Origin of the sequence: Alteribacter aurantiacus DSM 18675 (assembly GCF_000429705.1) — a bacterium.
GTDB lineage: Bacteria > Bacillota > Bacilli > Bacillales > Salisediminibacteriaceae > Alteribacter > Alteribacter aurantiacus.
Genome location: NZ_KE386943.1, coordinates 117,173 through 141,455, shown reverse-complemented (window position 1 = coordinate 141,455; position 24,283 = coordinate 117,173). Strand labels below are relative to the sequence as shown.

Genomic DNA, 24,283 nt, shown 5'->3' with positions numbered 1-24,283 from the left:
TTTTAACGAAAATTGGAAGTGTTGGCAACGTGGAAGATATTCTAATAATTGCACATTATACAAAGGCTCCTAATGAAAAAGGGAACGGTAGATTTCATTATATTGCTGATAAACTAGGTAATAAAAGTAAAAATGTTGAGGTTGTTACAAGTAGCTATGCACACAAGGGAAAAGTACAGAGAAAGTTATCTAATGAACATATAAAGAGCATTCCTTATGAATTTACTACAGTATATGAACCAGGATATAACAAGAATGTTTCATTGGAAAGATTCTACAGTCATTATATATTCGGAAGGAATTTAAAAAAGTATCTAAAGAATAGAAAAAAGCCAGATGTTATCTACTGTGCAGTCCCATCAATTAATGCAGCGAAAGTTGCCGCTGAATATGCTCATAAGAATAATATTAAATTTATAGTTGATGTTCAAGATTTGTGGCCTGAAGCTTTTCAAATGGTCTTTAATATCCCTTTAATCAGTAATGTAATTTTCTATCCTATGAATAAGAATATAGATTATGTATATGCCAAAGCTGATAAAATTATTGCAGTTTCCAAAACATATAGTGATAGAGCACTCAGAACGAATGATAAATGTAAAGAAGCACTCAGTGTCTTTTTAGGAACTGATCTATCATACTTTGATTCATTAGTATCTGAAAATCGGTATTTAGAGAAGCCAGAAAGTGAAGTATGGCTAGCGTATATAGGTACATTAGGTCATAGTTATGATATAACTACTGTCTTAGATGCATTAAAGATTATAAAAGATAAAGGAATTAAAAATATTAAGTTTGTCGTTATGGGAGATGGACCACTTAAGTCTAAATTTGAAAATCACGCTAAAGAAAATGAAATATATGCCAAATTTCTTGGTAGACTTGATTACGGTAAGATGGTAGGAGTTTTAAAAGTTTGTGATATAGCAGTAAATCCTATTAGTAAAGGTGCTGCTCAAAGTATTATAAATAAGCATGGAGATTATGCTGCTGCAGGATTACCAGTATTAAATACACAGGAATCTAAAGAATATAGAGATTTGGTGAAGGAATTTCAGATGGGATTTAATTGTGAAAATAATAATGCGGTAGATTTAGCAGATAAATTACTAAAATTATATAAAGATAAGCAATTAAGAGAAAGTATGGGTGACAACAGTCGGAAATTGGCTGAACTGAAATTTGATAGATCCAGCACATATCAAGAAATAATTAAAGAGATACTTGAATAAAAAGATTTTAAAGTAGTGTATGCGGGAGGAATTAAATGTATGCATTAGTAATAGGAAGAGCATACCCAAATAATAAAACTGGAATGATTGGTATTTTTGAGTTTGAACAAGCGGTAGCCCTAAGCAAATATGGCAGTAAAGTAGTATATTCCTTTAGCGATAATCGTTCAATAAAACGCTTGATGAGTTTTGGTCCTAGAAGTTTTAAAGTTAATGATGTTCCAATATATGGATATAATCTCCCTGTGGGAGGAACGCCTCAGAAAGTATTTTCTAGTGTAAAGAATTGGTGTTATGAAAAAGTTTTAAATGAAATTATCAAAGATGAAGGAATACCTGAAATCATTCATGTTCATTTTCCATTATTGAATTTAAATCATAAAATGTGGGATTTGTTAAAGAAATTGAAAAGGCCGATTGTTGTTACTGAACATTGGACAAAGGTGCAGATAAAGAGTTTGCAGCCCCAACAAATTACTTTGTTGAATAAGATAGTTAATGAAGCAGATGCTTTTATATGTGTTGGAGACCTGCTAAAAAAAAGTGTTTTAGAGCTAACTAATACTAATAGGGACATTAAAGTTATACCAAACATGGTAAAGCCAATTTTCTTTTACGAGGAAACTAAGCAAAAAAGCGAGCAGTTTGAATTTATTATGGTAGGAAGGTTGGAAGAAGTAAAAAGATTTAGTTTAGTTATAGATGCTTTTAGTAAGGCTTTTAAAGATGTTAATGAAGTACACTTGAATCTAGTTGGGGATGGCCCATTATACGAAAAATTACAACAACAAATTACAGAGCTAGATATGAAGGGTAAAATTACAATGCATGGATTACTATCGCGTAATGAAACTGCAAAAATTATGAAAAAAAGCGATGCATTTGTTTCCGGAAGTATCTTGGAAACCTTTGGGGTCCCGTTTATTGAAGCGATGGCATGTGGAAAACCTGTAATTGGTATTAAAAATGGACCAATAGACAAATATATAAACAATTCTAACGGTATTCTCTTTCAGCAGGATGACTTAGATAGTTTAACAAATGCATTAACAAAATTATATGATAACAAGGGTTCATTTGATGGAAGAAAAATTTCTGAAACTGCATATAACATATTTAGTGAAGAGGCTGTCGTTAAACAGTTAAACGATTTATTTCTAAGTTGCCTAGATCGTTATAGTCAATAAATGGAGGAAATGTAATGCCACTAATAAGCATTATTGTGCCTGTTTATAATGTGAGTGAAGATTATTTAAGGCAATGTATTGAAAGTCTAGTTAACCAAACCTTACATGATATAGAAATTATATTAGTTGATGATGGTACACCTGATAATGGGGGAATTATTTGTGATCAATATGCAAACAAAGACAAGCGAATTAGAGTGATTCATCAGGAAAATCAAGGGGTTTCTGCAGCACGTAATCATGGAATAGAGGCAGCAACAGGAGAGTGGATTACATTTGTTGATGCAGATGATTGGCTTGAATTGAATGCGTGTGAAATATTAAAAAATAATGTCTTACAAGAGGATAGTGATTTTTTGATTTTTGCTTTAAAAGTTAACTTTCCTGATAGAGAGATGATAAACCCCTTTTGGAACTCAGACTATGAATATCTTGATAAATATGCAAGGGAAGAGTTGCAGATTCAGTTACTTTATAAAACAGTATCACAATTTAGTCCCCCTTATAACATGGTGGGAGTAGCTGTTTGTAAGTTATATAAGAAAGACTTTCTACAGACATTTAATATGAAGTACAATACAAATCTATCACTATCTGAGGATGGAGTATTTGTTTTTCAAGCATTAGAGAATGCAAATAAAATATTTTATATAAATGAATTCTTATATCATTACAGAAAGCATAGCGAGTCAGCAACACAAAGTTTTAGAGAGAATGCCGAGAATGATTATGGTAATGGATTAAAAGAATTAGAAAGATGCTTAATAAACTCTGGGAAGAGTGGGAAATTCTATACTGCGTTCTATTTCAGAGCTATTTTCAATATATTTACAATAACGAATCAATTTTACTGCAGTTCTAAAAATCGAAATACCTATTTTGAAAAAATTAAAGGAATTAGAATGTTATGTAATTCAGAACCATATTCATCCGCTATTAAGAAAATTAGTGTAATACAGTATTCTGAAAAAAGTAGTTTTTTTCGGAGTATTGGATTCTTCCTTCTTAAACTTAGAGTATATTCTATATTTTATTTTATATCATTACTAAAAAACAAATTATAATAACACTAAAAAAATCACCTGAAATAAAACACTATGCATTATTTCGAAAAGGCTATAACTTATTTAACCCATTAAAAAGGAGAAGACAAAATAATGCGGCATAATGGGGATGTTTCTATTAATCTAAAAGCTATTAGCATTACCTTATTGACAATATTTATGATAACGACTTGGATTTATGTAGCTGTCTTTAATAGCCTTTTTATTCAGATAGTTATCTTGGTTTCTATTTTAACTATTTTACTATTCAATGAACTTATAAGAAAGCAAAAGTATTTCTTTGAGAAAACAGATATGTTACTTTTGCTTACTATTTTTGTTCCGTTAGCAAGTTTAAATAATAGTATGTTAACGACCAATGAAGTAGCAGGTCCAGTTATATTTAGTTTAGGAATCTTAATTTCTTTTTTTGTTCGGGGGGATGTAAGGAATTATAATAGTTCAATTAACCTTATCAAGTGGGGTGGAGTCTTTTTTGGTTTATCGGTAATTTTCTCCTATTTATTTCCTGTTTTATATAATAATCTTTTTTTATCTCAATTACGTCCGATTTTTGTAGAACGAATTTTAATTGGAATGGAAAATGGTTACTATACTGGATTTACAAGTCAAGTTGGCTTGACTGCTGGCTATATTGTCAACGGAATAGGAATAATTTTTTGTAGCTGGATTATTAATAGACACGGAAAGTCAAAAAAGGAAATCCTTTTATTTCTCATAATGTTTCTCGCTTTATTGCTAACCCAAAAAAGAGGACATTTATTGTTAATGGTTTTGACAATTTTCTTTGTTTATATACAGTATTCCAGTTTTAATTATGAAAGATTCAAAAAAATGTTTAAGGCATTTTATTTTTCAATATTTGTAATAGTCTTTTTTATAATTATCACACTTCTAACTAATATAGGAGATACTTTATTTTTAAGAGTTATTGCAACCATTGAAGCTCTATTCGCAGGGGAAGATATTACTAGTAATCGTAATACATTTTGGTTATTCGCATGGGGTTTGTTTGTGGAAAATCCTCTTTTTGGAATAGGTTGGGGTAATTTTAAAGACACAGTTATTGGTAATGTAACAGTTCATACGAAAATGGATGTTCATAATATTTATCTGCAATTGCTAAGTGAAACTGGAATTGTTGGTTCTATGTTGATATTAACCCCATTTTTTCTAACGTATTTCTATACTATTAAAACAACACGAATGATTAATAGGAATAAAAGTAAGTATTCAAGCAAGTGGGAATTTGCTGTTCTCTATTCTCTGTACACACAAACCTTTTTCCTGTTATATGGTTTAACTGGGAATCCCTTATATGATTATAGTTATTTTATTATGTATTGTTTAGCTTTTGGATTGATTTATTCATTTTGGAATTTTAATAAAAAGGCAGTAGCTAGTGAGAAAGTTTAGTCAGTTTTTTAATTATGTATATGTTTAGTAATTAAAAAACATGCTTTATATCAAAAAGCATTTTATAGCTGGAAAATGTAGTGATTTTTGAAATGAAAACAGTACCTGTAGCATTTGAAGCATTATACGGGCAAAAAGCAAGGTTACAGTGAGAACATTTATGTGTTAGTTTCAAGTCTAATAGGACAGACACTTTATTATTAAATTTATTGTTTCTGTTTGGTCTAAATCCTATTCTTCCACTTGGGTTCCATTCAGTTTTTTTGCCGAGTTTACTGAATGTGGATTCTCATTATTAAGGGTTTAAATGAGAATTGAAAGCTTTGTAGTGAAATCTAGAAATAATTAAACATTAGTATTGATTGTTTAGCAGTAAGGTGTATGAGTTTATTTAGTTGACTGAGGAGTGTAAATAGGTGGAGAACTTAAACTATAAACAAGAAAATGATTGTGTAGGTATTATCACGTATCATAGAGCAATTAATTATGGTGCTATTTTACAAGTGTATGCTTTACAACAAAAAATTAAAGTACTAGGTAAAGAATGTCATGTAATTGATTACATTAATGATCATATTGAAAATCAGTATCGTCCAAAAAGTATTAAAGAGGTTAGAAGTTTTAAGCAATTAGGAGCATATTTTCTAATTTATAGAAACCGTAACGCTAGATACTACAAGTTTCTTGATTTCTTAAATAACTTTATTGAGCTCAGTGTTGAATGTAGAAATTCTTCAGATATTGCAGCTATAGAGGCAAGATACACAAATTTTATTACGGGTAGTGATCAGGTCTGGAATCCTAAACTTAACGGAGAAGATATGACATACTTACTAGACTTCACCAAGAATAATTCAAAAAAAAATGCTTACGCTGCTAGCTTTGGTACCGAATCGTTACCAGAAAAATATGTAGATAAATTTTCTGAGTTACTTTCGGGTTTCAATAAAATTTTAGTTAGAGAAAAGCAAGCTGTAAACATAGTCAATGGAATTACAAATAAAGAGGCTAAAGTTGTATTGGACCCGACATTATTACTGTCGCAAGAGGAATGGAATCAAATAATACCTCAAAATAAAAGGTCGAGAAAGTATATTTTTGTGTACGCATTTTCTGGGACGAAAAATATCGAAAAATTAGCTATGAAAATTTCAGAGAAATACGGATATGAAATTTTATGGCTGACTTATGGCTATGAACAATCCAGTAAAATAAAATATATAAAAAACGCAGGTCCATTAGAGTTCTTAACTCTAATTAAGAATGCAGAATTTGTAATTACAAATTCATTTCACGGCACAGCCTTTTCCATAAATTTTAATAAACAATTTTATATAGAATATTTATCAGATAAATATGAGGTAAACTCTAGATTGGAAAATATTGTAGATCTGTTCGAACTCGATCAAAATATTTTAAATGACAAGAGTGTGGAAAATCCGTTAAATCAAATTGACTATAAAAGAATTAATAAGAAGTTGGATCTTAACAGAAAGGAATCAATAGCTTTACTCTATGAACTGATTCAAAAAAGATGAGAAGGATAAAATTATGGACAGAACATCAAAGTTTTTAAACAATGCTCTCTTTACTGCTATCTTTAAAATCATTTCAATGTTGTCTGGAATTATAACTGTAAAGCTAATACTTGATAACTATGGATCAGAATTAAATGGTTTAGTTTCCTCAATAAATCAATTTATTGCTTACTTTAAATTAGTTGAGGCAGGTCTATCAGCTGCTGCAGTGTATGCTTTATATAAGCCTTTGACAAAAAATAACATAAACGAAGTAAATACAGTAGTTTCAACTACTAAAATACTTTATAAAAAGGCTGGATATATTTTTATTATCTTAATAATAGGTTTAGCTCTATTTTATCCTATATTAGTACCTATTCAAAACAGTAGTCCAAGATTAGTTGGGGGTTTAGTTTTGGTCTTAGGAATAGGCGGGATTTTAGACTTTTTTACACTGGCAAAATACCGAGTACTATTAACTGCAGATCAAAAACTTTATGTTATATCAATAGCTTCCATTATACAAGTTGTTATTAACACTACAATTATCTTTGTGTCAATTAATCTAAACTTGAACTTTCTTTTACTTTGGTTACTAGCAAGCACCTCAATCTTTGTAAGGACACTTGTTTTAATAATATATGTAAAGAAAAAATATAAATATATTAACTATAATTTGAAGCCAAAACTTTCAACAGTTAACCAAAGGTGGAGTGCGATTTACAATCAAATTTTAGGCGCTATTCAAACAGGGGCACCCATCTTGATTTTAACCGTAATAACTGGAGATTTAAAATTAATTAGCGTATACGTAATTTATTCTATGGTAATTATAGGTATAAATGGCATCCTTGAAATTTTTAAAAGCGGACTATTTGCTTCTTTTGGAGATGTTATTGCAAGAAATGAAACAGAAAACTTAAAAAAAACTACTCAGGAATTTGAAGTTTTTTACTATAGCATAGTAGGTGTGGTTTTTTCAGTTACATTTTGTATGCTGTTACCCTTTGTTAAATTATTCACAATAGGGGTTAATGATGCAGAATACGTATTACCGTTGGTGGCGTTTTTATTTGCTTTAGATGGCTTCCTATATAATATAAAAGTTCCCCAAGGAATGTTAATAATATCAGCTGGACTTTTTAAAGAAACACGTAAACAAGTGACTATACAAGGATTAATTATTGTTGGGGTTGGATTAATGTTGGCACCTAGTTTTGGTATAGTGGGTGTTCTAATTGCTTCGATTTTATCTAATATATATCGTACGATTGATATGTTAATTTTTGTTCCTAAAAAGATTACGAAACTTCCTAAAAGACTGAGTGGAATTAGAATGCTTCGAACTCTTTTGATTGTATTATTATACTTTAGTGGTTGGGCCTATTTCATAGGTATTGAAATTGATAATTTTATCCAGTGGGTATTTATTGCTGTGCTATTAACAATTATATCCATAGTGCTTTTTGTGGGTGTTAACTATATTTTCGATAAAGTTTTGACTAATAGCATAGTTTCACGATTCAGAAGAATATTAAAAAAACAAATGAAAGTATAGTACAGGGTTTTCACTAGAATAACTTAGCTGCACAAGCCGGTGTTCGTTATTTGATTGAGAATCCAGATGTCTACATCCAAAGGAACACATTGGATTCTACAACATCCGGAAACTTGTTCGCCACTTTCCAGTCGATCACTAGTGTATGCTTCGTCTAGCTCTGTTTATGGTACGAATAAGAAGGTTCCATTTGAAGAGACAGACTTTGTTGATAATCCAGTGTCGTTATATGCTTGTACAAAGAAGTCAAATGAGTTAATGGCTCATACATATAGTCATTTAAAGAAGCACCGGGACGGATCTGGTGCTTCCGACCTATGTGGAATGCACACTCTAAATCGTTTTATTGTGTGAATCCATCTTTGCATTTGATCCACTTCTGCCATCGAATTGATCTACCGCTGTCATAGTAAGGACCAATTGAAAGTAGTTACAACAATGCAATGTCTCATAATAACAGCTTTTCTTGTTGCCCTCAGGAAGCGCGGGGACAGGTCTTTGCTTCCTGCTGTGAAGGTAATCAAGGGAGTTGAAGCAAGGAGAAGCCGTCCCTGAGCTTCCTTGTTTTATTTTGTAAGAACTTTTGTTCCCCTTTTGGATTCGTTGTGTTATATTATTATCAAGTTAGTCCTCCTTCTTTTCTTCTAGAATCTCCTTAACAATTTCACTCCTTCTTTATCAACTTGCTTTCTACTCTATTTTTTTACTTAATTGTTTGTTTTACTTAATCCTCTTTGTGTATACTTCGTAACTTCTTACGTAATCCTCTTATTTTTTATCCAATTCTTATCTAATTTCGTTTCTTTCATGCAAAGGTGGTGGTTGTGTGCCTCGTGTTGCGAGGGTGAAAAGCCGAAGTGGGATCTACCATATCATGTGGAGAGGGGCGAGTGGCCAAGAAATCTTTCATGATGACGATGATCGTATGAATTTTTTAGAAATCATTCGAAAGGTTAAGCGTCGCTTCCATTTGAAGATCTATGCCTGGTGTTTGATGAGTAATCATGTCCATTTTCTAATAAAAGAAGGCAACGAACCTGTGTCCGATACGATGAAACGGATCGGTGTGAGTGTGGTGAAGGTCTACAATTTTAAATACAGGACAACGGGGCATTTGTTTCAGGATCGCTTTAAAAGTGAGAAGGTGGAAACAGATCAGTACCTCCTAACGGTGGTGAGGTATATTCATCAGAACCCGGTCAAAGCAGGGATGGTTACGCGTGTGGATGAGTGGAAGTGGAGCAGTTGCCTTGCGTATTACAAGGATCCTAGTGCTGCTTTTCCTGATCTGATAGATCAAAGCTTTGTGTTATCCCGGTTTGCTAACGACTTGGTGAGGTTTAAGGGCTTTAATGAAAGAGCCAATGACGATCAGTGTCTTGATCTCACTTCAGCTATGTGTCGTTTAACCGATGACGAAGGACGAGCGGTGATTGTGGAGCTGTTGGGAACAGGTGTGAACATTGCGCAAGTAAAGAGTTTGCCGAAGTTGGAGAGAGACCCGATTCTAAGGAAAGTGAAGCAAATTGAGGGGTTGTCTCAGCGGCAGGCAGCGATAATCTTGGGGGTGTCTGCTAGTTTGATTTTTAAGGCATAAGAGCAGAATATTTCTTATCATTCCAGGAAGCGCGGGGACGGTTCTTTGCTTCCAGAAGTGGGGCTATTCAAGGGGAGGAAGCAAGGAGAAGCCGTCCCCGAGCTTCCTTTGGTCCTTCAATAAAAAAAGGGTGTGATGGTGTGTCGGCTGTGGTGAAGAGTATTGGTTTGAAGGGTCTTGAGGGTTATTGTGTGCAAGAGGAGGTGCAGGTGATGGAAGGGGTGGAGTCGATGATTGTGGTCGGGCTGCCTGATGCTTCTGTTAAAGAATCTCGAGAGCGCGTGTCGTCAGCCCTACATAGTATGGGGCATCCGTTGGCCGATAAAAGAGTGGTGGTGAACTTGTCTCCGTCAGAACAACGAAAGAACGGACCGTTGTTTGACTTGGCGATTGCTCTTGGTGTGTTAAAAAGCGGAAAGTTTATAAGAGAGAAGATCCCGGTGGGTACGGCGTTTATCGGAGCGGTGTCGTTGGATGGATCGGTTGTAACTGTTCAAGGCATGTTGAGTGCCGTTTTGGCGGCGAAACGAATTGGGATGAAGCGATTGTTTTTGCCGTTTGATCCCGGCTTGCCACCGATTGACATTGACGGGTTGGAGCTGGTCTATGTTGGATCCGTCCAAGACGCGATCCAGTGTTTGGCGGGGCGGAACACGCTCCCTTTTTTCCCACAAAAGGAATCTGAGTCTGTGGAGTGGGTGCATGAGCGGGATTTTTCGCATGTGTATGGCCATGAGTTTGCCAAGCGGGCGCTGGAAATCAGTGCGGCGGGAGGTCACAATGTGCTGATGGATGGGCCGCCGGGATGCGGGAAGAGCCTTCTTGCGGAAACGTATCCGAGTATTTTGCCTCCTTTGTCAAAAGAAGAGCAGCTTGAGAAGGTGAGCTTGTACCAGTTGGCGGACGCTTCTTATTCTGTGTTGGCGGCGTCTCCTTATCGACATCCTCATCATTCGGCTTCGGCTGTGTCTATTATCGGTGGAGGTTCGAACCCAAAGCCCGGTGAAGTGTCCCTTGCTCATAATGGAACGCTCTTTTTGGACGAGCTGGCGGAGTTTACGAAGAAAACGTTGGACATGCTCAGGCAACCGTTGGAGAGCGGGAAGGTGACGATCAGTCGGGCTCATTCGACGGTCACGTACCCGGCCAAATTCACGATGATCGCGGCGATGAACCCGTGCCCTTGTGGTTGTTTGGGGTCTAGTCGTCATTACTGTACGTGTTCAGATAAGCAAGTGGCGTCCTATCGAAACAAAGTGAGCGGTCCGATTCGAGATCGGATGGATATCTTACTTCGGTTGAATGGCGTGTCGTTGGTAGATGGGGAGAAAGAGGAGCGGGAAGATTCAGCTGCGGTTCGAAAACGAGTGGAGGGTGCTCGAGGGAGGCAGTATAAAAGGTATGGGGAGCGTGTGTTGAACGGAGATGTGACGTACGATCGGTTAGTGGCTGATGGGCCGTTGACGAGAGAGCAACAGGAGAGAATTCACCGACTGTGTATGAAGCATGGACTGAGTAACCGGGTGCAAATCAAAGTGATTCGGTTGGCCAGGACGATTGCGGATTTAAGCGGGACAGAGGTGATTTCAGACGAGATGATTGATGAGGCGTTTGGGTTAAGGGGAGTTGGAGGTAGGGTGGTGCCTGTCACTACCCAAACTGTGTCGAAACGGTAGTCTTTTATTCAAATTTTTAAGGTAGCTAGATTTATACGTTGTTAAAAAAATGATTTGGACTTTGGACTATTTCCCATCGCTTGCGGGAAGCTAAACGGCTGCTGACAGCCACCCCCTTCAATATGTTAAGCTTATGACAAATAAGTGTTTGGAGGTACTTAAATGAAGATATTCATCACTTTGCTTTTGCTGATCGCGATCATAATGACAGTTACAGGCTTTGTTAAGAAAAACCGAAAGATGACAGTGACATCTGCAGTGATCTCTGTCAGTCTTCTCGTACTCTATATGGTCTTATTTCAAATTTAGGGCGGTTCTATTGCTTTCCTGAAGTGGGGTTATGGGGTTATTAAAGGTGAGGAAGCAAGGAGAAGCCATCTCCAGGCTTCCTTTTTTTGATGACAAACTCAAAAAAATTAGCGCCCATCATGGTGTTGCACTCTTGTTATGTAAGAAACGTCCATGCAAAATATTTTCGTTATAGCGTGTTCAATTCTTTGTGCTTTGAGCATAAATATCTGATTAGCAGCAGTGTGCTGTCTGTTCTAATGTTTTCTACTAAAGTTGAGAGGGTGTGGGTGTGATAGGGGAGAGTGTTGGGGCTGTAAAAGAGAAAGTAAACGGAAAGGCAGTGGCCTCTCTTGTGCTGGGGATTCTATCCCTGATTATTCCGTATGTAGGTTTGATCACAGGAATTATTGGGATTGTCCTTGCGCAAATGGCTCTAAAGGAAACCAAAGTGTCTTCTGAAGGTGGAAGAGGTCTAGCAATTGGGGGACTGACTGCAGCATTATTGCCACAGTTCTATACGGTATTTTAGTTATACTGATGGTTGCTGCTTTGGGATGGGTAGCCCTTTTTGAAGTTTAGATTCACTAGGTAGGGGAGGCGAAAGCTTGTCAGTATCAAGAATCTTAAAGTGGATCACTGGAGGACTTGAGGCAGTACTGGGGATACCGTTTTTGGGCGGGATGATTGTCATTAGTTTACTTTATACACCTTTAGTATTTATGCTGGCGTTGCATATCGTCACGTTAATTCTTACGAAAAAGGATGGAGGGGAATCTACAGGAAGCATCTTGGGTATTATTACTTCATGTATTGCTTGGATACCAGTTGTAGGTATGGTCATGCACATCCTCACAGCCACCTTTCTTATGATCAATGCAGCAAAACCTGATCAGATTGAAGAAAAGGCTGTACAAACGCAAGTAGAATAAGGGGCAGGTGGGGAGACCGATTGGGGACGGTTCTTTGTTTCATTATGAAACAAAAGAACCGTCCCCATTTATGTAATTTTAAAAAAACTATTGAAAGGGCTTACAAAATGAACTACAATCAATTTATTGAAACGTTTCACTAAATCTCATCATCTTTCATCAAAGAGTCATAGTAGATCATTCGTAAGTAACATGTAATTTTAGAGAAACGTTTCAATTTTTGTATACGGATATGAAAGCGGGTAAAAGAGTACATACTTTTGCAGGTGAATGCGCAGGAGGTGATCGCTTAAGCTGCCGGTGTGATGAAAGGATCCGTAACTTTCTCACTTGTCATGTAAATAAACTTCCATAATGAAAGGGCGATTTAGGTTATGAAAAAGGTATTCAGCATCATGTTAACGGCCGTTCTGGTTTTTGCATTATTACCATCCACTCAGCATGCCCAGCCACCTCATGAAGGACATCCTCCGGGGCATGACGTTGCACTGGAAAAGCAGATGAAAGCGATTGCGAAGAAGACATTCAAGTATTTTGAGGATTTTACGGATGAAGAAACGGGTTTGACCTATGATATTGTCCGTCTGGATGAAGGCGAAGAAGGAAAGCATACTTCCCCAACGAATATCGGTCTATATATGCTGAGCGTCATTTCAGCTGAAGAAATGGGCTTTATTGAAAAGGAAGAAGCGGTTGAAAGAATCAGTAAAACGATGAACAGTCTCAAGGACATGGAAACGTGGAACGGGCTGTATTATAACTGGTATTTTACGGACGATGCGAGTCTCATGACAGACTGGGGACAGTTTATCTCCCAAGTGGATAATGGATGGCTGACGGCAGCATTGGTTGTCGTAGCGGAAGCCTACGAAGAGCTTGAGGAAGAGGCGCTTGTACTTGTTGACAATATGGATTATTCTTCCCTGTACGATTTTGATGAGAACCTGTTCCGTGGAGGATACGATGCGGAAACGGACAGCCTGACGGATCATCATTACGGAGCATTTTATACGGAACCGAGAATCACAAGCTACCTTGCGATCGGGAAAGGCGACGTTCCTTCTGAGCACTGGTGGCACATGCACCGTACTTTTCCTCCGGAGTGGGATTGGCAACGTCAGACTCCACAAGGCTATGAAGTGGAATATGACGGCGTAACCTTTTTCCAGGGTCATTATGAGCACAATGATATCAAGTACGTGCCTAGCTGGGGAGGAAGCATGTTTGAAGCGTTAATGCCTGGATTGCTTGTAAAAGAAAAAGAGCTCGGAACAAAAGGTCTTGGTTTGAATAATAAACGTCATGTAGAACTGCAGATCGACCATGCGAAAGAAGAAGGCTATCCTGTATGGGGCTTCTCTCCGGCATCGGTTCCTGGTGATTATCGAGAGTTCGGTGTACCTGCGGGCGGTATGGAAGGCTATCCGGAAGACGGTACTGTTACACCGCACGCGTCTTTCCTAGCACTTGAATATGCACCAATGGATGTGTTTGAAAACGTAAAAGAGCTTCGTGCTCTGGGCGTATACGGCCCGTACGGTTTTTATGACACAGTTAATGTTCACACCGGAGAAGTGACAGAAGCGTATCTTGCCCTCGACCAAGGTATGATCATGCTTTCCATCGCCAACTACCTCCATGACGGTTTGATTAAAAACTATTTTCACCAGAACGAAATCGGGTCTAACCCGGAACATCTGCTTGAAAGAGAAGTATTTTCGATTAACGAATAGTCAGTAGGCTGGCTGGGGCCGGGAGCGTTTATCCCGGTCCTTCCCTTAAAAGAGGGGTTTCAGCGATATAAAGAACCGGGATCGGGATTTGAGAGGAGCTCATGGCCGACAACGGTCAAGGCCCAGGATATGATGAGAGAGTGAATGATAGTTGGTCCTTTTCAGCCATTCTTTTTTTTGACAAAAAATTGAAACGTTTCACTAAAATGAGGAGGAGTCAGGATGACATTTAAAAAGAGTTTAGTGATGGTTGCCGGCGTTCTTGCAATAGCCGGTTGCGGAAATGACAACGATACAAGCGGGGAAGAGGCAAATGACGGCGACACGGTCACGCTTGACGTGTGGGCCATGGGTGAGGAAGGAAACGCTCTCGGCTCATTCGTTGAAGCGTTTGAAAATGAACATGACAACGTCGAAGTTAACGTACAGGCGATTCCATGGGGGAATGCACACGAGACTCTGCTGACGGCAGTTGCCTCAGGGAACGGTCCTGACGTTCTACAGCTTGGAACCACGTGGGTGGCCGAATTTGCAGGCGCGGGCGCATTCCTGGATCTGTCAGAGTACGCAGATGAGTACGACGTGATCAGCAATGACGATTTCTTTGAAGGGGCCCTTGATACAACCGTTTACGATGATGGAGTGTACGGTGTGCCTTGGTATGTAGATACACGTGTCCTGTTTTATCGTACCGATATCCTTGAAGAGCACGGCTTCAGCGAGCCGCCTCAAAATTGGGAGGACATGCTTGAAGTGTCCCGTTCTCTTGCCGACCGCGGTGAAGGTATGTACGGCTATGATATCGATCAGAATGACCAGCTTGTTCCACCGATCTTTGCTTGGCAAAACGGATGGGAGTTTAACGAAGAAGAAGCAGAGGAGAACTTCAGTGATCCGGCATTCAGAGAAGCGATGGAGTACTATCATACATTCTTCAATGAAGAACTAGTTCAGGTAACGGAAGGTGTGCCGATTGAACAAGGGTTTGAAGAAGGAAGCAAGCCGATGTTCTCAAGCGGACCATGGATGGTCAACATCCTTCGTGACAGTGCCCCTGATATTGACGGAGACTGGGATGTTGCCATGCTTCCGGGCAGTGAGCGTAATGCTTCTGCGATCGGTGGATCTCACTTGAGCGTCTTCGCTGAAACAGAGCATGTGGAAGAATCTCTTGCGTTTATTACGTATATGTCCCAGCCGGAAACACAGATCGAATGGTTTAAGGAGACGAACGCACTACCTGCCCGCCAGTCTGCGTGGGATAATGAAGAGCTTCAGCAAGATGAGAAACTTGCCGTCTTTGGAGACCAGCTGGAAGAAGCGGTAGCTCCTCCGGTATTAAACCAGTGGGAAAACGTAGCCCAGGATCTCTTGTCCTCTCTTGAGCGCATCAACCGCGGCGGTGCCGACCTTGACGAAGAACTGGATGATTTCCAGCAGAATGCCGCGAGACGACTAAACTAACATGCGGTAACGGTTATTGTTGTTGATGGGAGTGCAAGGCGCGAAAATCAACAACTAGCTTAAGAGAGAAAGGTTTTCTAAAAGCCTTTCTCTCTTCTTTCAACGAATATTTGTACGAGGAGGAAAGGAATGTGAATCATAAAAACGCCCTCACACCATGGCTGTTCATCGGGCCTGCCGTCTTGTTGCTGATTGCCTTTTCACTGCTGCCGATTCTGGTAAGCCTACTCATCAGCTTTACGGATATGAATCTGATCGGTCTTAGAAACTGGGACGTGATCAGCTTCGTTGGCTTTGAGAACTTCATTGCCCTGTTCCAGGATTCCCTGTTTCACAGGTCGATTGTAAACACACTCGTGTATGTCAGTATTGGTGTGCCATTAGTCATTGTCTGCTCTCTCAGTGTTGCACTTCTTCTTAATTATATGACGAACAAGCTGTTTACCTTTTTCAGGGTGCTCTTTTATGTGCCTTCCATCACAAATATCGTTGCGATTGCGGTTGTCTGGGGCTTTCTCTACAACATGGACGTGGGCCTGTTCAACTATATCTTGAACACACTCGGTTTTGGAAAAGTGCCGTGGCTGGAACACCCGTTCATCGCAAAAATCTCGCTGATTATCCTGGCAGTATGGAAAGGAATCGGCATTAACATGCTCATTTACCTTGCAGCCCTTCAGTCGATTCCGCGGTCATATTATGAAGCTGCGGATATGGATGGAGCGAATAAACTCCAGAAGCTACGATACATTACGATTCCTTCGTTAAGCTATGCGACCTTTTTCGTAACCGTAACAACGCTGATCGGCTGGCTTCAGTTCTTTGAGGAACCGTTTGTTATGACAGGCGGCGGACCTCTTGACGGCACGATGTCGATGGCTCTGTTTATTTACGAAAGTGGTTTCCAGTATAACGACTTCGGTTATGCTGCGGCAGCGTCCTTAATCTTGTTCGTCTTCATCATTGTGGCTACGTTAATCCAGTTTACGTTTAATAAATCGAAAGAGAATTGAGGTGAACACTGTTGAAAAACAGATTTGAAAAGCTGTTCGTCACATCCGTTTTAGTTGTTGGTGGTTTCCTTGTTTCAATCCCATTCATTTGGATGATTCTGAGTTCCTTTAAGCCTGAAAGAGAAGCACGCATGATGCCGCCTACATTTTGGCCGCAGGAGTTCACCTTTGAGCACTATATCAATCTCTTTACAAACCTGAACTTCGGTACGTACTTTATAAACACGATGATCATCGTTCTTTTCGCCATGTTCGGCTTACTGTTTAACACAATGGCGGGCTACGGGTTTGCAAAGTTCAAATTTAAAGGAAAAGAAGTGGTGTTTCTCGGTGTTCTCGCAACGATGATGATTCCGGCCCAGGTTTCCATGATTCCGGTTTATCTTCTTTTAAACCAGATGGGTCTTACCAATACGATGGCTGGGATTATTCTCCCAGGGCTCATTGCTGCCTTTAACATCTTTTTGATCCGCCAGTTTATGACGACGATCCCGAACGAATTAATTGAATCTGCCCGTATTGACGGGGCAAAGGAATTCCGGATATTCTTTCAGATTATCATTCCATTATCAAAACCGATTATTGCCGTACAGGCCATTCTTACGTTTGTAGGTGCCTGGAACAGCTTTCTCTGGCCTTTAATCGTGGCAAACGATCAGGCACTGTATACCCTATCAGTTGGCCTTGCGCTTCTTCAGGGTCAACATTCAAGCAGCTTTGCCTTGCAGATGGCTGGTGCGACGGTCATGGTTATTCCTGTGCTGATCCTGTTCCTTATCGTACAACGGTATATTGTTGAAGGCTTTAATACGACAGGGATTAAGTAGTTGGTTAGAGGGCTGTTTTTTCAGAAAAGCAATTGTACAGGGCTATTTTCCAAGTCAGCTGAATCGGTGCTGGCGAACGGACGACATTATGATTCAACTTAATTATAGCGCTACATTTCAGGAGGACAGACGGTATGAATGAATCGAAATTACATGATCTGATCAATAGCATGACCCTTGAAGAGAAAGCGGCCCAGATGTCGCAGGTGGTTTCTTCCTTTCTTCACGAAGGAAGCGGCGAAGAGAAGATAACCGGGCCTTTTGCAGGAATGGAAGTGGCCAATGAAGATATGAGCGGAAGCGGATCGGTCCTCGGGGCATCAGGAGCAGACGACCTCCGCACGATTCAGAGAGCATATTTGGAGCGAAGCCGGTTGGGAATCCCCCTTCTGTTTATGGCGGATGTGATACACGGCTATAAAACCGTGTTTCCTGTTCCTTTGGCGCTAGGGTGCACGTGGGATACGGAGGCTGTAGAAAAGAGTGCTGCAATCGCCGCAAAAGAAGCGGCAGCTGCGGGGCTTCATGTTACGTTTTCACCCATGGTTGACCTTGTACGGGACCCGCGCTGGGGAAGAGTGATGGAGTCCACAGGTGAGGATCCGTATTTAAATGGAGTGCTGGCCCGAGCGTTCGTCCGTGGTTATCAAGGAGACGATCTGAAGAACGATCAGTCCAAGCTTGCTGCTTGTGTGAAACATTTTGCCGCTTACGGAGCTCCTGAAGGCGGAAGGGACTATAACACGGTCGACATGTCCCGTCGCCAGCTGATGGAGTACTACTTGCCTGCCTATGAAGCTGCCCTCGATGAAGGTGCTGAACTGGTGATGACCGCTTTTAACACCGTTGAAGGTATACCGGCTACAGGTAACAAGTGGCTTATGAGAGACCTGCTCCGAAAGGAAATGGGGTTTGACGGTGTGCTTATATCGGACTGGGGTGCCGTTCAGGAAATGATTCCACACGGTGTGGCAGCCGATAACCGTGAAGCGGCGATCAAAGCGGTGACGGCAGGGCTCGATATCGAAATGATGACCCCATGCTACATACAGCATGTAAAGACACTTGTGGAGGAAAACGTTATCCAGGAGGCACTGATTGATGAAGCGGTTCTCCGGATTCTGAAGTTGAAAAATAAGCTCGGTCTGTTTGAGAATCCTTACCGAGGAGCAGACAGGGAACTGGAAGAAACGGTTACGCTATCTGACGTTCACCGCCAAGCGGCCCGGGATACGGCGGCTAAATCCTGTGTGCTTTTGAAAAATGACGGTGTTTTGCCGTTAAGAAAGGACCGGAACATCGCGTTAATCGGCCCGTTTGCCGAAAGCACGGATCTCATGGGTCCTTGGTCGATTTTCGGAGCGGAAGAGGATGTCGTATCCGTCAGAACGGGGATATGCGGCAAGCTCGACATTGAGCCGGCGGTTGAAAAGGGATGTGACATCGAAGTCATCTCTTTTGAACAACTCGAGGCGGCCGTTGAAGCTGCAAAGAAGGCCGAGGTGGTTGTGCTGGCACTCGGTGAGCATTCCGAGATGAGCGGCGAGGCAGGGAGCAGAACAAAAATCAAGCTGCCTGACGCCCAGCTTCAACTGGTATCGGAGTTGAGGAAACTCGGTAAGCCGCTTGTGACCGTTCTCTTCAACGGACGTCCCCTCGATCTGCATGGCGTGATTGATGAATCGGACGCCGTCCTTGAGGCGTGGTATCCCGGTACAGAAGCCGGACATGCGGTGGCTGATCTTCTGTTCGGTGATACGAATCCTTCCGGCAAACTGACGATGTCCTTCCCCCATAGCGTAGGGCAGGTACCGGTTTACTACAATTCCTTTACTACAGGACGGCCGCACAATCAAATTCCTTCCGAATACCGGTTTGCCTCCAAGTATCTGGACGCACCGAACGAGCCCTTATTTCCATTTGGGTTTGGCCTGAGCTATTCGGAGTTTACCTACTCAAATGTTGCCCTTTCCTCGGAGATGATGGAGGAAAGTGGCACGATTCGCGTATCCGTTGATGTACAGAACACAGGAGCAGTGGCCGGTGAGGAAACCGTCCAGATGTACGTCCGCGACCTCGTTGGAGAAGTAGTGCGCCCAGTGAAAGAGTTGAAGGGCTTTAGGAAAGTTCATCTAGAGCCTGGTGAAACAAAACAGGTGGTGTTCGAGCTGGATGAGGAAAGCCTGAAGTATTACCACAGTGATTTGACCTATACGTACGACGCAGGTGAGTTTGTTGTCAGTGTTGGTCCCGATAGCAGGAACACAGAGGGACGTCGGTTTACCTACAGTCCTGCCATAAGAGTCCGGTCAGCGGTAGGAGAACACACCACCAGAGTATACGGCGAGGAGAGATTTTAGATGAAAGTAGAAACAAAACCAATCAATAATCACACGATCACATCCGGTGATTTAACTTATACGTTTTTACCGACCGGTGATCTCTTTGAGATCCGTTCGGCGCACGCAATGATCAACCAGTTGAACGGCAATACGATTGACGGCTCTTTGAATAACCTTTATTTGCGGATTCATTCTGGGGAAGGAATCCGGTGGAGCCCGATGCTCGGCGTAAAGTCCCCGTCGCGTCTCTCTTTCGGGGACAAAGGCGTGCAGTGGAAGGGAAGCTTTGAAACTGTCTCGTACTTAGTCACGTTTTCACCTGACCCCTCAGGTACGTGGTTTTGGAAGGTGGACCTGCAAGGGAACGGAGTCGAAGTGGATGTGGTGTACGGGCAGGATCTCGGACTCGGCGCAAAGGCGATGGTCCGGACCAATGAAGCGTACGCCTCTCAGTATATCGACCATCAACCGTTTGAGACAAAAGACAAGGGTTATGTGATCGCAAGCAGGCAGAATCAACCGCAACCGGGTGGAAATCCGTATGTGCAACAAGGGTGCCTCACAGGTGCGGATGGCTATGTAACGGACGGCTTTCAGTTTTTCGGCCTCTCCTATAAAGAAACGGACGAGCCTGAGCTGTTAACAAGCGAGTCGTTTCCGAATGAAAACTATCAGTACGAATTTGCCTACACCGGTCTGAAAACGGCTCGGGAGACGCTAAACGACAACCTTACGATGGTGTTTTACGGGCTGTTTAAAGACAATCATCCAGAACCGGTAAAGGAGCTTGAATTTCAGGATCAGCTTGAAGCTGCCTGGGAGCGAGTAGAGCACGAAACGTACGAGTTCAGTGATGGTGAAACAGGTCCGGGACGAACACGGATCGGGAAAAACCTCCAAACATTCCCGCTAACGGCAGAGGAAGTTGATGCTCTTTTTCCTGAAAAACGGTTTGAAGAAAAAGTGGGAGACCAACTGGCGGCCTTTTTTACACCTACGCATGAGCATGTTGTTTTTCCCGCAAAGGAACGTCAGGTGGAGCGCACCCACGGGCATATTCTGATGACAGCCGATCACGGAAGCGAGGATCAGGAATTAATCACCACAACGGCCTACATGACAGGGATCTTCAACGCCCAGGTGGCTGTGGGGAATACGTCACTCAATAAACTGATGACCAACCCTCGAAATGCTCTAAATATCCCGAAAACGTCGGGCCAGCGGATTTACATTGAAAAAGACGGCACATACTCCCTGCTTACGATGCCGTCCCTGTTTGAGATGGGCTTTAACTACGCTCGCTGGTACTATAAGACTGAAGACGATTTGATTGTTGTGACAACGTTCACCTCGGTCGATGGTGCACAAGTGACGATGGACATTGAATCGAAACAACGAAAGTCTTACCGGTTCCTGGTGACCAATCAGCTGTCCATGGCTCCCAACGAGTACGAAGGGTCTTTTCATATTGAGCAAAAAGAAGAGGCCTACATTGTGACCGGTGACGAAAACGCCCCAAGCAAGGACGTGCATCCTGACCTGAACTACAGGTTCACTTTCAGCGTGCCGACCGTGATGACAGACGAAAAGGCGTTAATGGACGGCCCGGGTTACGGTACAGCGTCCTTAATCGCCTTTGAGGTTGATAAAACGTCCGAGTGGCGCCTCACGATTGCCGGCAGTGTTACCGGAGATTCGGACTTCGATTCCGGTAAGGATTTCGAGCAGGAAAAGGAAAGATATCGTGGCTATTTTTACGAGTTGATGAACGGGTTTAGTCTTAAGCATCATGGCGAAATGGCTGAAGACGTGGAAAAGCTCAATACGCTTGCTTGGTGGTATACCCATAACATGCTTGTCCATTACGCAGTGCCGCATGGGTTGGAGCAGTATACGGCAGCGGCATGGGGCACAAGGGATGTGTGCCAAGGTCCGGCAGAATACTTCCTGGCCATGCAGAAATACGAGCGGGTAAAAGACATTATCAAAACCGTTTACGCCCACCAGTATGAGGATACAGGGAACTGGCCGCAGTGGTTTATGTTCGATGAGTATACGAAAGTCCAGCAAGAGGAAAGCCACGGGGACATTATCGTTTGGCCGCTGAAACTGCTGGCTGATTACATGAAGATCACCGGTGACACGGCTATTCTCCAAGAGGAGTTGCCTTACACTGACAGAAGCACCAAGACGTTTACCGGGCACAAACCTGCATTACTTGAGCACGTAAACAAACAGATTGCCTATATTAAGGCGAACTTCCTACATGATACGTTCTTGTCTTCCTACGGGGACGGCGATTGGGATGACACGCTGCAGCCGGCGAACCAGGAGCTCAAGCAGTATATGGTGAGCAGCTGGACCGTTGCGCTAACATACCAGTCGTTAACACGCCTCGGTGACATGCTTGAGCAAGCAGCTCCAACAGAAGCAACCGAAGTTAAGCGCCTTGCTGAAGGGGTTAAGCAGGATTATAAGAAATTCCTTCGTGATGATAAGGTCATCTCCGGATTTTTATATTTTGCGGACAAAGAAAACCCTGAAAAAATGGTTCATCCTTCCGACAAAAAAACCGGCATTGAATACCGGCTTCTGCCGATGACCCGTAGCATGATTAGTGAGCTGTTTGATGAAGAGGAAATGAACGAGCATTACGAGCTAATTCGAAAACATCTTTATTTTCCCGATGGTGTGCGCCTCATGAACAAGCCTGCGCGCTATGACGGAGGTGTGAGCAAGCACTTCAAACGCGCCGAGCAAGCGGCAAACTTCGGCAGGGAAATCGGATTGCAGTACGTGCACGCCCACATTCGCTTTATCGAAGCGATGGCGAAAATCGGCAAAGGTGAAGTGGCGTGGGAAGCATTGAAGGTCATTAACCCGGTAGGTATCGGCGATGCAGTACCGAATGCCGACATGCGTCAGAGCAATGCCTATTACAGCAGCTCCGACGGGAAGTTCAATACCCGCTACGAAGCGGCTGAGAAATTTGCCCAGCTGAAGAGCGGCGAGGTGAAAGTAAAAGGGGGCTGGCGCATCTATTCCAGTGGACCGGGAATCTACCTGAATCAACTGGTGTCAAATGTACTTGGTGTCCGTGAAGAAGGAGATATGGTTATTTTCGACCCGGTCCTGGATCCAAGGCTGGACGGTCTAACATTTGCCTTTGCAATCGGGGGACGCCCGGTTACGATCAGGTACAACCTTTCAGGAGAGGAACATGCGAGCGGCGGGAGAGTGATGGTCAACGGGAAAGAACTCCCAACCGGTGCGCTCTCCAATCGATACCGGAACAGCGGTGTAAAAATCAGTAAAAAACATATGATTTCCGGTGAAAAAAATGAAATAGACGTTTTTGTGTAGTAAATTAGTAACAGGATGGTCGGCTTGCGTCAACGTAAGCCGACCGGAAACCGAATCGAGAAAGGAGGGACACCAATGGCTACCATTAAAGATGTTGCGAAGCGGGCGGGAGTGGCAGTATCAACAGCGTCCTATGCATTGAGCGGGAATAAAAAAATAAAGGGTTCAACGAGAGAGAAAGTCCTTTTGGCAGCAAAAGAACTGAATTACAGAAAAAACGGACTGGCTATGGACTTAAAAAAGAATAAAACGAAAACGATCGCATTGATACTAAGTGATCTTACCGGTCCTTTTTACTCCGAACTGATCCGAGGGGTCCAGGAACTCGTGCTTGAAAAAGGGTATGACCTGATCGTCTGCAGCTCCTACGGGGACGAGAGCTCAACGGCTGTTAAATTCCTGCGGGAAACACGGACTGATGGGGTCATCCTGCTTGCACACAATATTGAAAACAGCTTTATCCAGGGGTCGGCACGTGAAGGATTTCCGATTATCGTGCTTGACCGCTACGTGACCGGCGATCCTAATATTATCAGCATTAATGTAAACAACGTGACCGGCGGGTACGAGGCCACAGATTACCTGATCCAAAAGGGGAAAAAATCGGTGGCGTTTATCAGCGGGCCCTCCAATTCTGCAGACAGCAATGAACGTTTTAAAGGGTATGTAGACGCGTTAAAACACCATGGTCAAACGCCTTTGTCAAAGTGGATTCTGAACGGAAACTTTACACAGGAGGGCGGCTATCAGGCCACGAAAATGCTGATTCATCAGGGTGAAATGCCCGAATCGATTTTCTTTGCCAACGACGAAATGGCGATCGGTGGCCTAGAAGCCTTGAAGGAGAGTAAGGTAAAGGTGCCAAAGGACATTTCCATTATCGGGTTTGACGACATCCAGCTTGCTCCGTACCTTTCACCACCGCTAACGACGATGCGCCAGCCCAAATACGAAATCGGCAAGCTCGCCTCCCACGTCATCTTTCAGGTGCTGGAAGGGGTGCAGGTGAAGGAGAGCTACTCGTTTGACACAGAGCTGATTGAGCGGTCGTCGTGTTGAGTGGGTGTTGAG

19 protein-coding genes are annotated in these 24,283 nt (G+C 41.9%); all 19 read left to right on the top strand.

Annotated elements, in window-relative coordinates; translation table 11 throughout:
* Positions 1-29: 29 nt before the first annotated feature.
* The 19 genes from G476_RS0119115 to G476_RS0119020 all read left to right on the top strand — a co-directional run bounded on the left by G476_RS0119115 (position 30) and on the right by G476_RS0119020 (position 24,271).
* Entirely contained in the window at positions 30-1,232 is a 1,203-nt protein-coding gene (locus tag G476_RS0119115; RefSeq protein ID WP_026691505.1) for a glycosyltransferase family 4 protein, read from the top strand.
* 35 nt (positions 1,233-1,267) lie between these two features.
* A complete protein-coding gene (locus tag G476_RS0119110) occupies positions 1,268-2,419 on the top strand; it encodes a glycosyltransferase (RefSeq protein ID WP_026691504.1) in 1,152 nt (383 codons plus the stop codon).
* 14 nt (positions 2,420-2,433) lie between these two features.
* Positions 2,434-3,483 (top strand): glycosyltransferase family 2 protein, encoded by a 1,050-nt coding sequence (locus G476_RS0119105; RefSeq protein ID WP_026691503.1) that lies wholly within the window; start codon positions 2,434-2,436, stop codon positions 3,481-3,483.
* 93 nt (positions 3,484-3,576) lie between these two features.
* A complete protein-coding gene (locus G476_RS0119100; protein WP_026691502.1) occupies positions 3,577-4,899 on the top strand; it encodes an O-antigen ligase family protein in 1,323 nt (440 codons plus the stop codon).
* A gap of 416 nt (positions 4,900-5,315) precedes the next feature.
* A complete protein-coding gene (locus tag G476_RS0119095; protein WP_026691501.1) occupies positions 5,316-6,437 on the top strand; it encodes a polysaccharide pyruvyl transferase family protein in 1,122 nt (373 codons plus the stop codon).
* A gap of 13 nt (positions 6,438-6,450) precedes the next feature.
* Complete coding sequence (locus G476_RS0119090; RefSeq protein ID WP_026691500.1) at positions 6,451-7,977, top strand: lipopolysaccharide biosynthesis protein; 1,527 nt, start codon at positions 6,451-6,453, stop codon at positions 7,975-7,977.
* Positions 7,978-8,043: 66 nt separating this feature from the next.
* A complete protein-coding gene (locus tag G476_RS23395) occupies positions 8,044-8,331 on the top strand; it encodes a GDP-mannose 4,6-dehydratase (RefSeq protein ID WP_425387242.1) in 288 nt (95 codons plus the stop codon).
* A 472-nt stretch (positions 8,332-8,803) separates the two neighbouring features.
* Positions 8,804-9,574, top strand: a complete 771-nt coding sequence (locus G476_RS0119085) for an REP-associated tyrosine transposase (protein ID WP_026691499.1) — start codon at positions 8,804-8,806, stop codon at positions 9,572-9,574.
* 140 nt (positions 9,575-9,714) lie between these two features.
* Positions 9,715-11,250, top strand: coding sequence for a YifB family Mg chelatase-like AAA ATPase (locus tag G476_RS22555; RefSeq protein ID WP_051314949.1), 1,536 nt, complete (start codon positions 9,715-9,717; stop codon positions 11,248-11,250).
* A gap of 162 nt (positions 11,251-11,412) precedes the next feature.
* On the top strand, positions 11,413-11,559 hold the full coding sequence (locus G476_RS23730; RefSeq protein ID WP_156906644.1) for a hypothetical protein: 147 nt from the start codon (positions 11,413-11,415) through the stop codon (positions 11,557-11,559).
* A 271-nt stretch (positions 11,560-11,830) separates the two neighbouring features.
* Positions 11,831-12,070 (top strand): DUF4190 domain-containing protein, encoded by a 240-nt coding sequence (locus G476_RS22550; RefSeq protein WP_051314948.1) that lies wholly within the window; start codon positions 11,831-11,833, stop codon positions 12,068-12,070.
* A gap of 76 nt (positions 12,071-12,146) precedes the next feature.
* A complete protein-coding gene (locus tag G476_RS0119060; protein ID WP_026691498.1) occupies positions 12,147-12,470 on the top strand; it encodes a hypothetical protein in 324 nt (107 codons plus the stop codon).
* A gap of 374 nt (positions 12,471-12,844) precedes the next feature.
* Entirely contained in the window at positions 12,845-14,203 is a 1,359-nt protein-coding gene (locus G476_RS0119055) for a glucoamylase family protein (protein ID WP_026691497.1), read from the top strand.
* Positions 14,204-14,425: 222 nt separating this feature from the next.
* Positions 14,426-15,667 carry a sugar ABC transporter substrate-binding protein gene (locus G476_RS0119045; protein ID WP_026691496.1) on the top strand — a complete coding sequence of 414 codons (1,242 nt, stop codon included), beginning with the start codon at positions 14,426-14,428 and terminating at the stop codon, positions 15,665-15,667.
* A 131-nt stretch (positions 15,668-15,798) separates the two neighbouring features.
* Complete coding sequence (locus G476_RS0119040; RefSeq protein WP_026691495.1) at positions 15,799-16,680, top strand: carbohydrate ABC transporter permease; 882 nt, start codon at positions 15,799-15,801, stop codon at positions 16,678-16,680.
* 11 nt (positions 16,681-16,691) lie between these two features.
* Positions 16,692-17,507 carry a carbohydrate ABC transporter permease gene (locus G476_RS0119035; protein ID WP_245579703.1) on the top strand — a complete coding sequence of 272 codons (816 nt, stop codon included), beginning with the start codon at positions 16,692-16,694 and terminating at the stop codon, positions 17,505-17,507.
* Between the two features lie 134 nt (positions 17,508-17,641).
* Positions 17,642-19,867: a beta-glucosidase BglX gene (gene bglX, locus G476_RS22545; RefSeq protein WP_084405848.1), complete on the top strand. Its 2,226-nt coding sequence runs from the start codon at positions 17,642-17,644 to the stop codon at positions 19,865-19,867.
* Positions 19,868-23,212 (top strand): GH36-type glycosyl hydrolase domain-containing protein, encoded by a 3,345-nt coding sequence (locus tag G476_RS0119025; protein WP_051314947.1) that lies wholly within the window; start codon positions 19,868-19,870, stop codon positions 23,210-23,212.
* Between the two features lie 75 nt (positions 23,213-23,287).
* Positions 23,288-24,271 carry a LacI family DNA-binding transcriptional regulator gene (locus G476_RS0119020; protein ID WP_026691492.1) on the top strand — a complete coding sequence of 328 codons (984 nt, stop codon included), beginning with the start codon at positions 23,288-23,290 and terminating at the stop codon, positions 24,269-24,271.
* Positions 24,272-24,283: the final 12 nt, after the last annotated feature.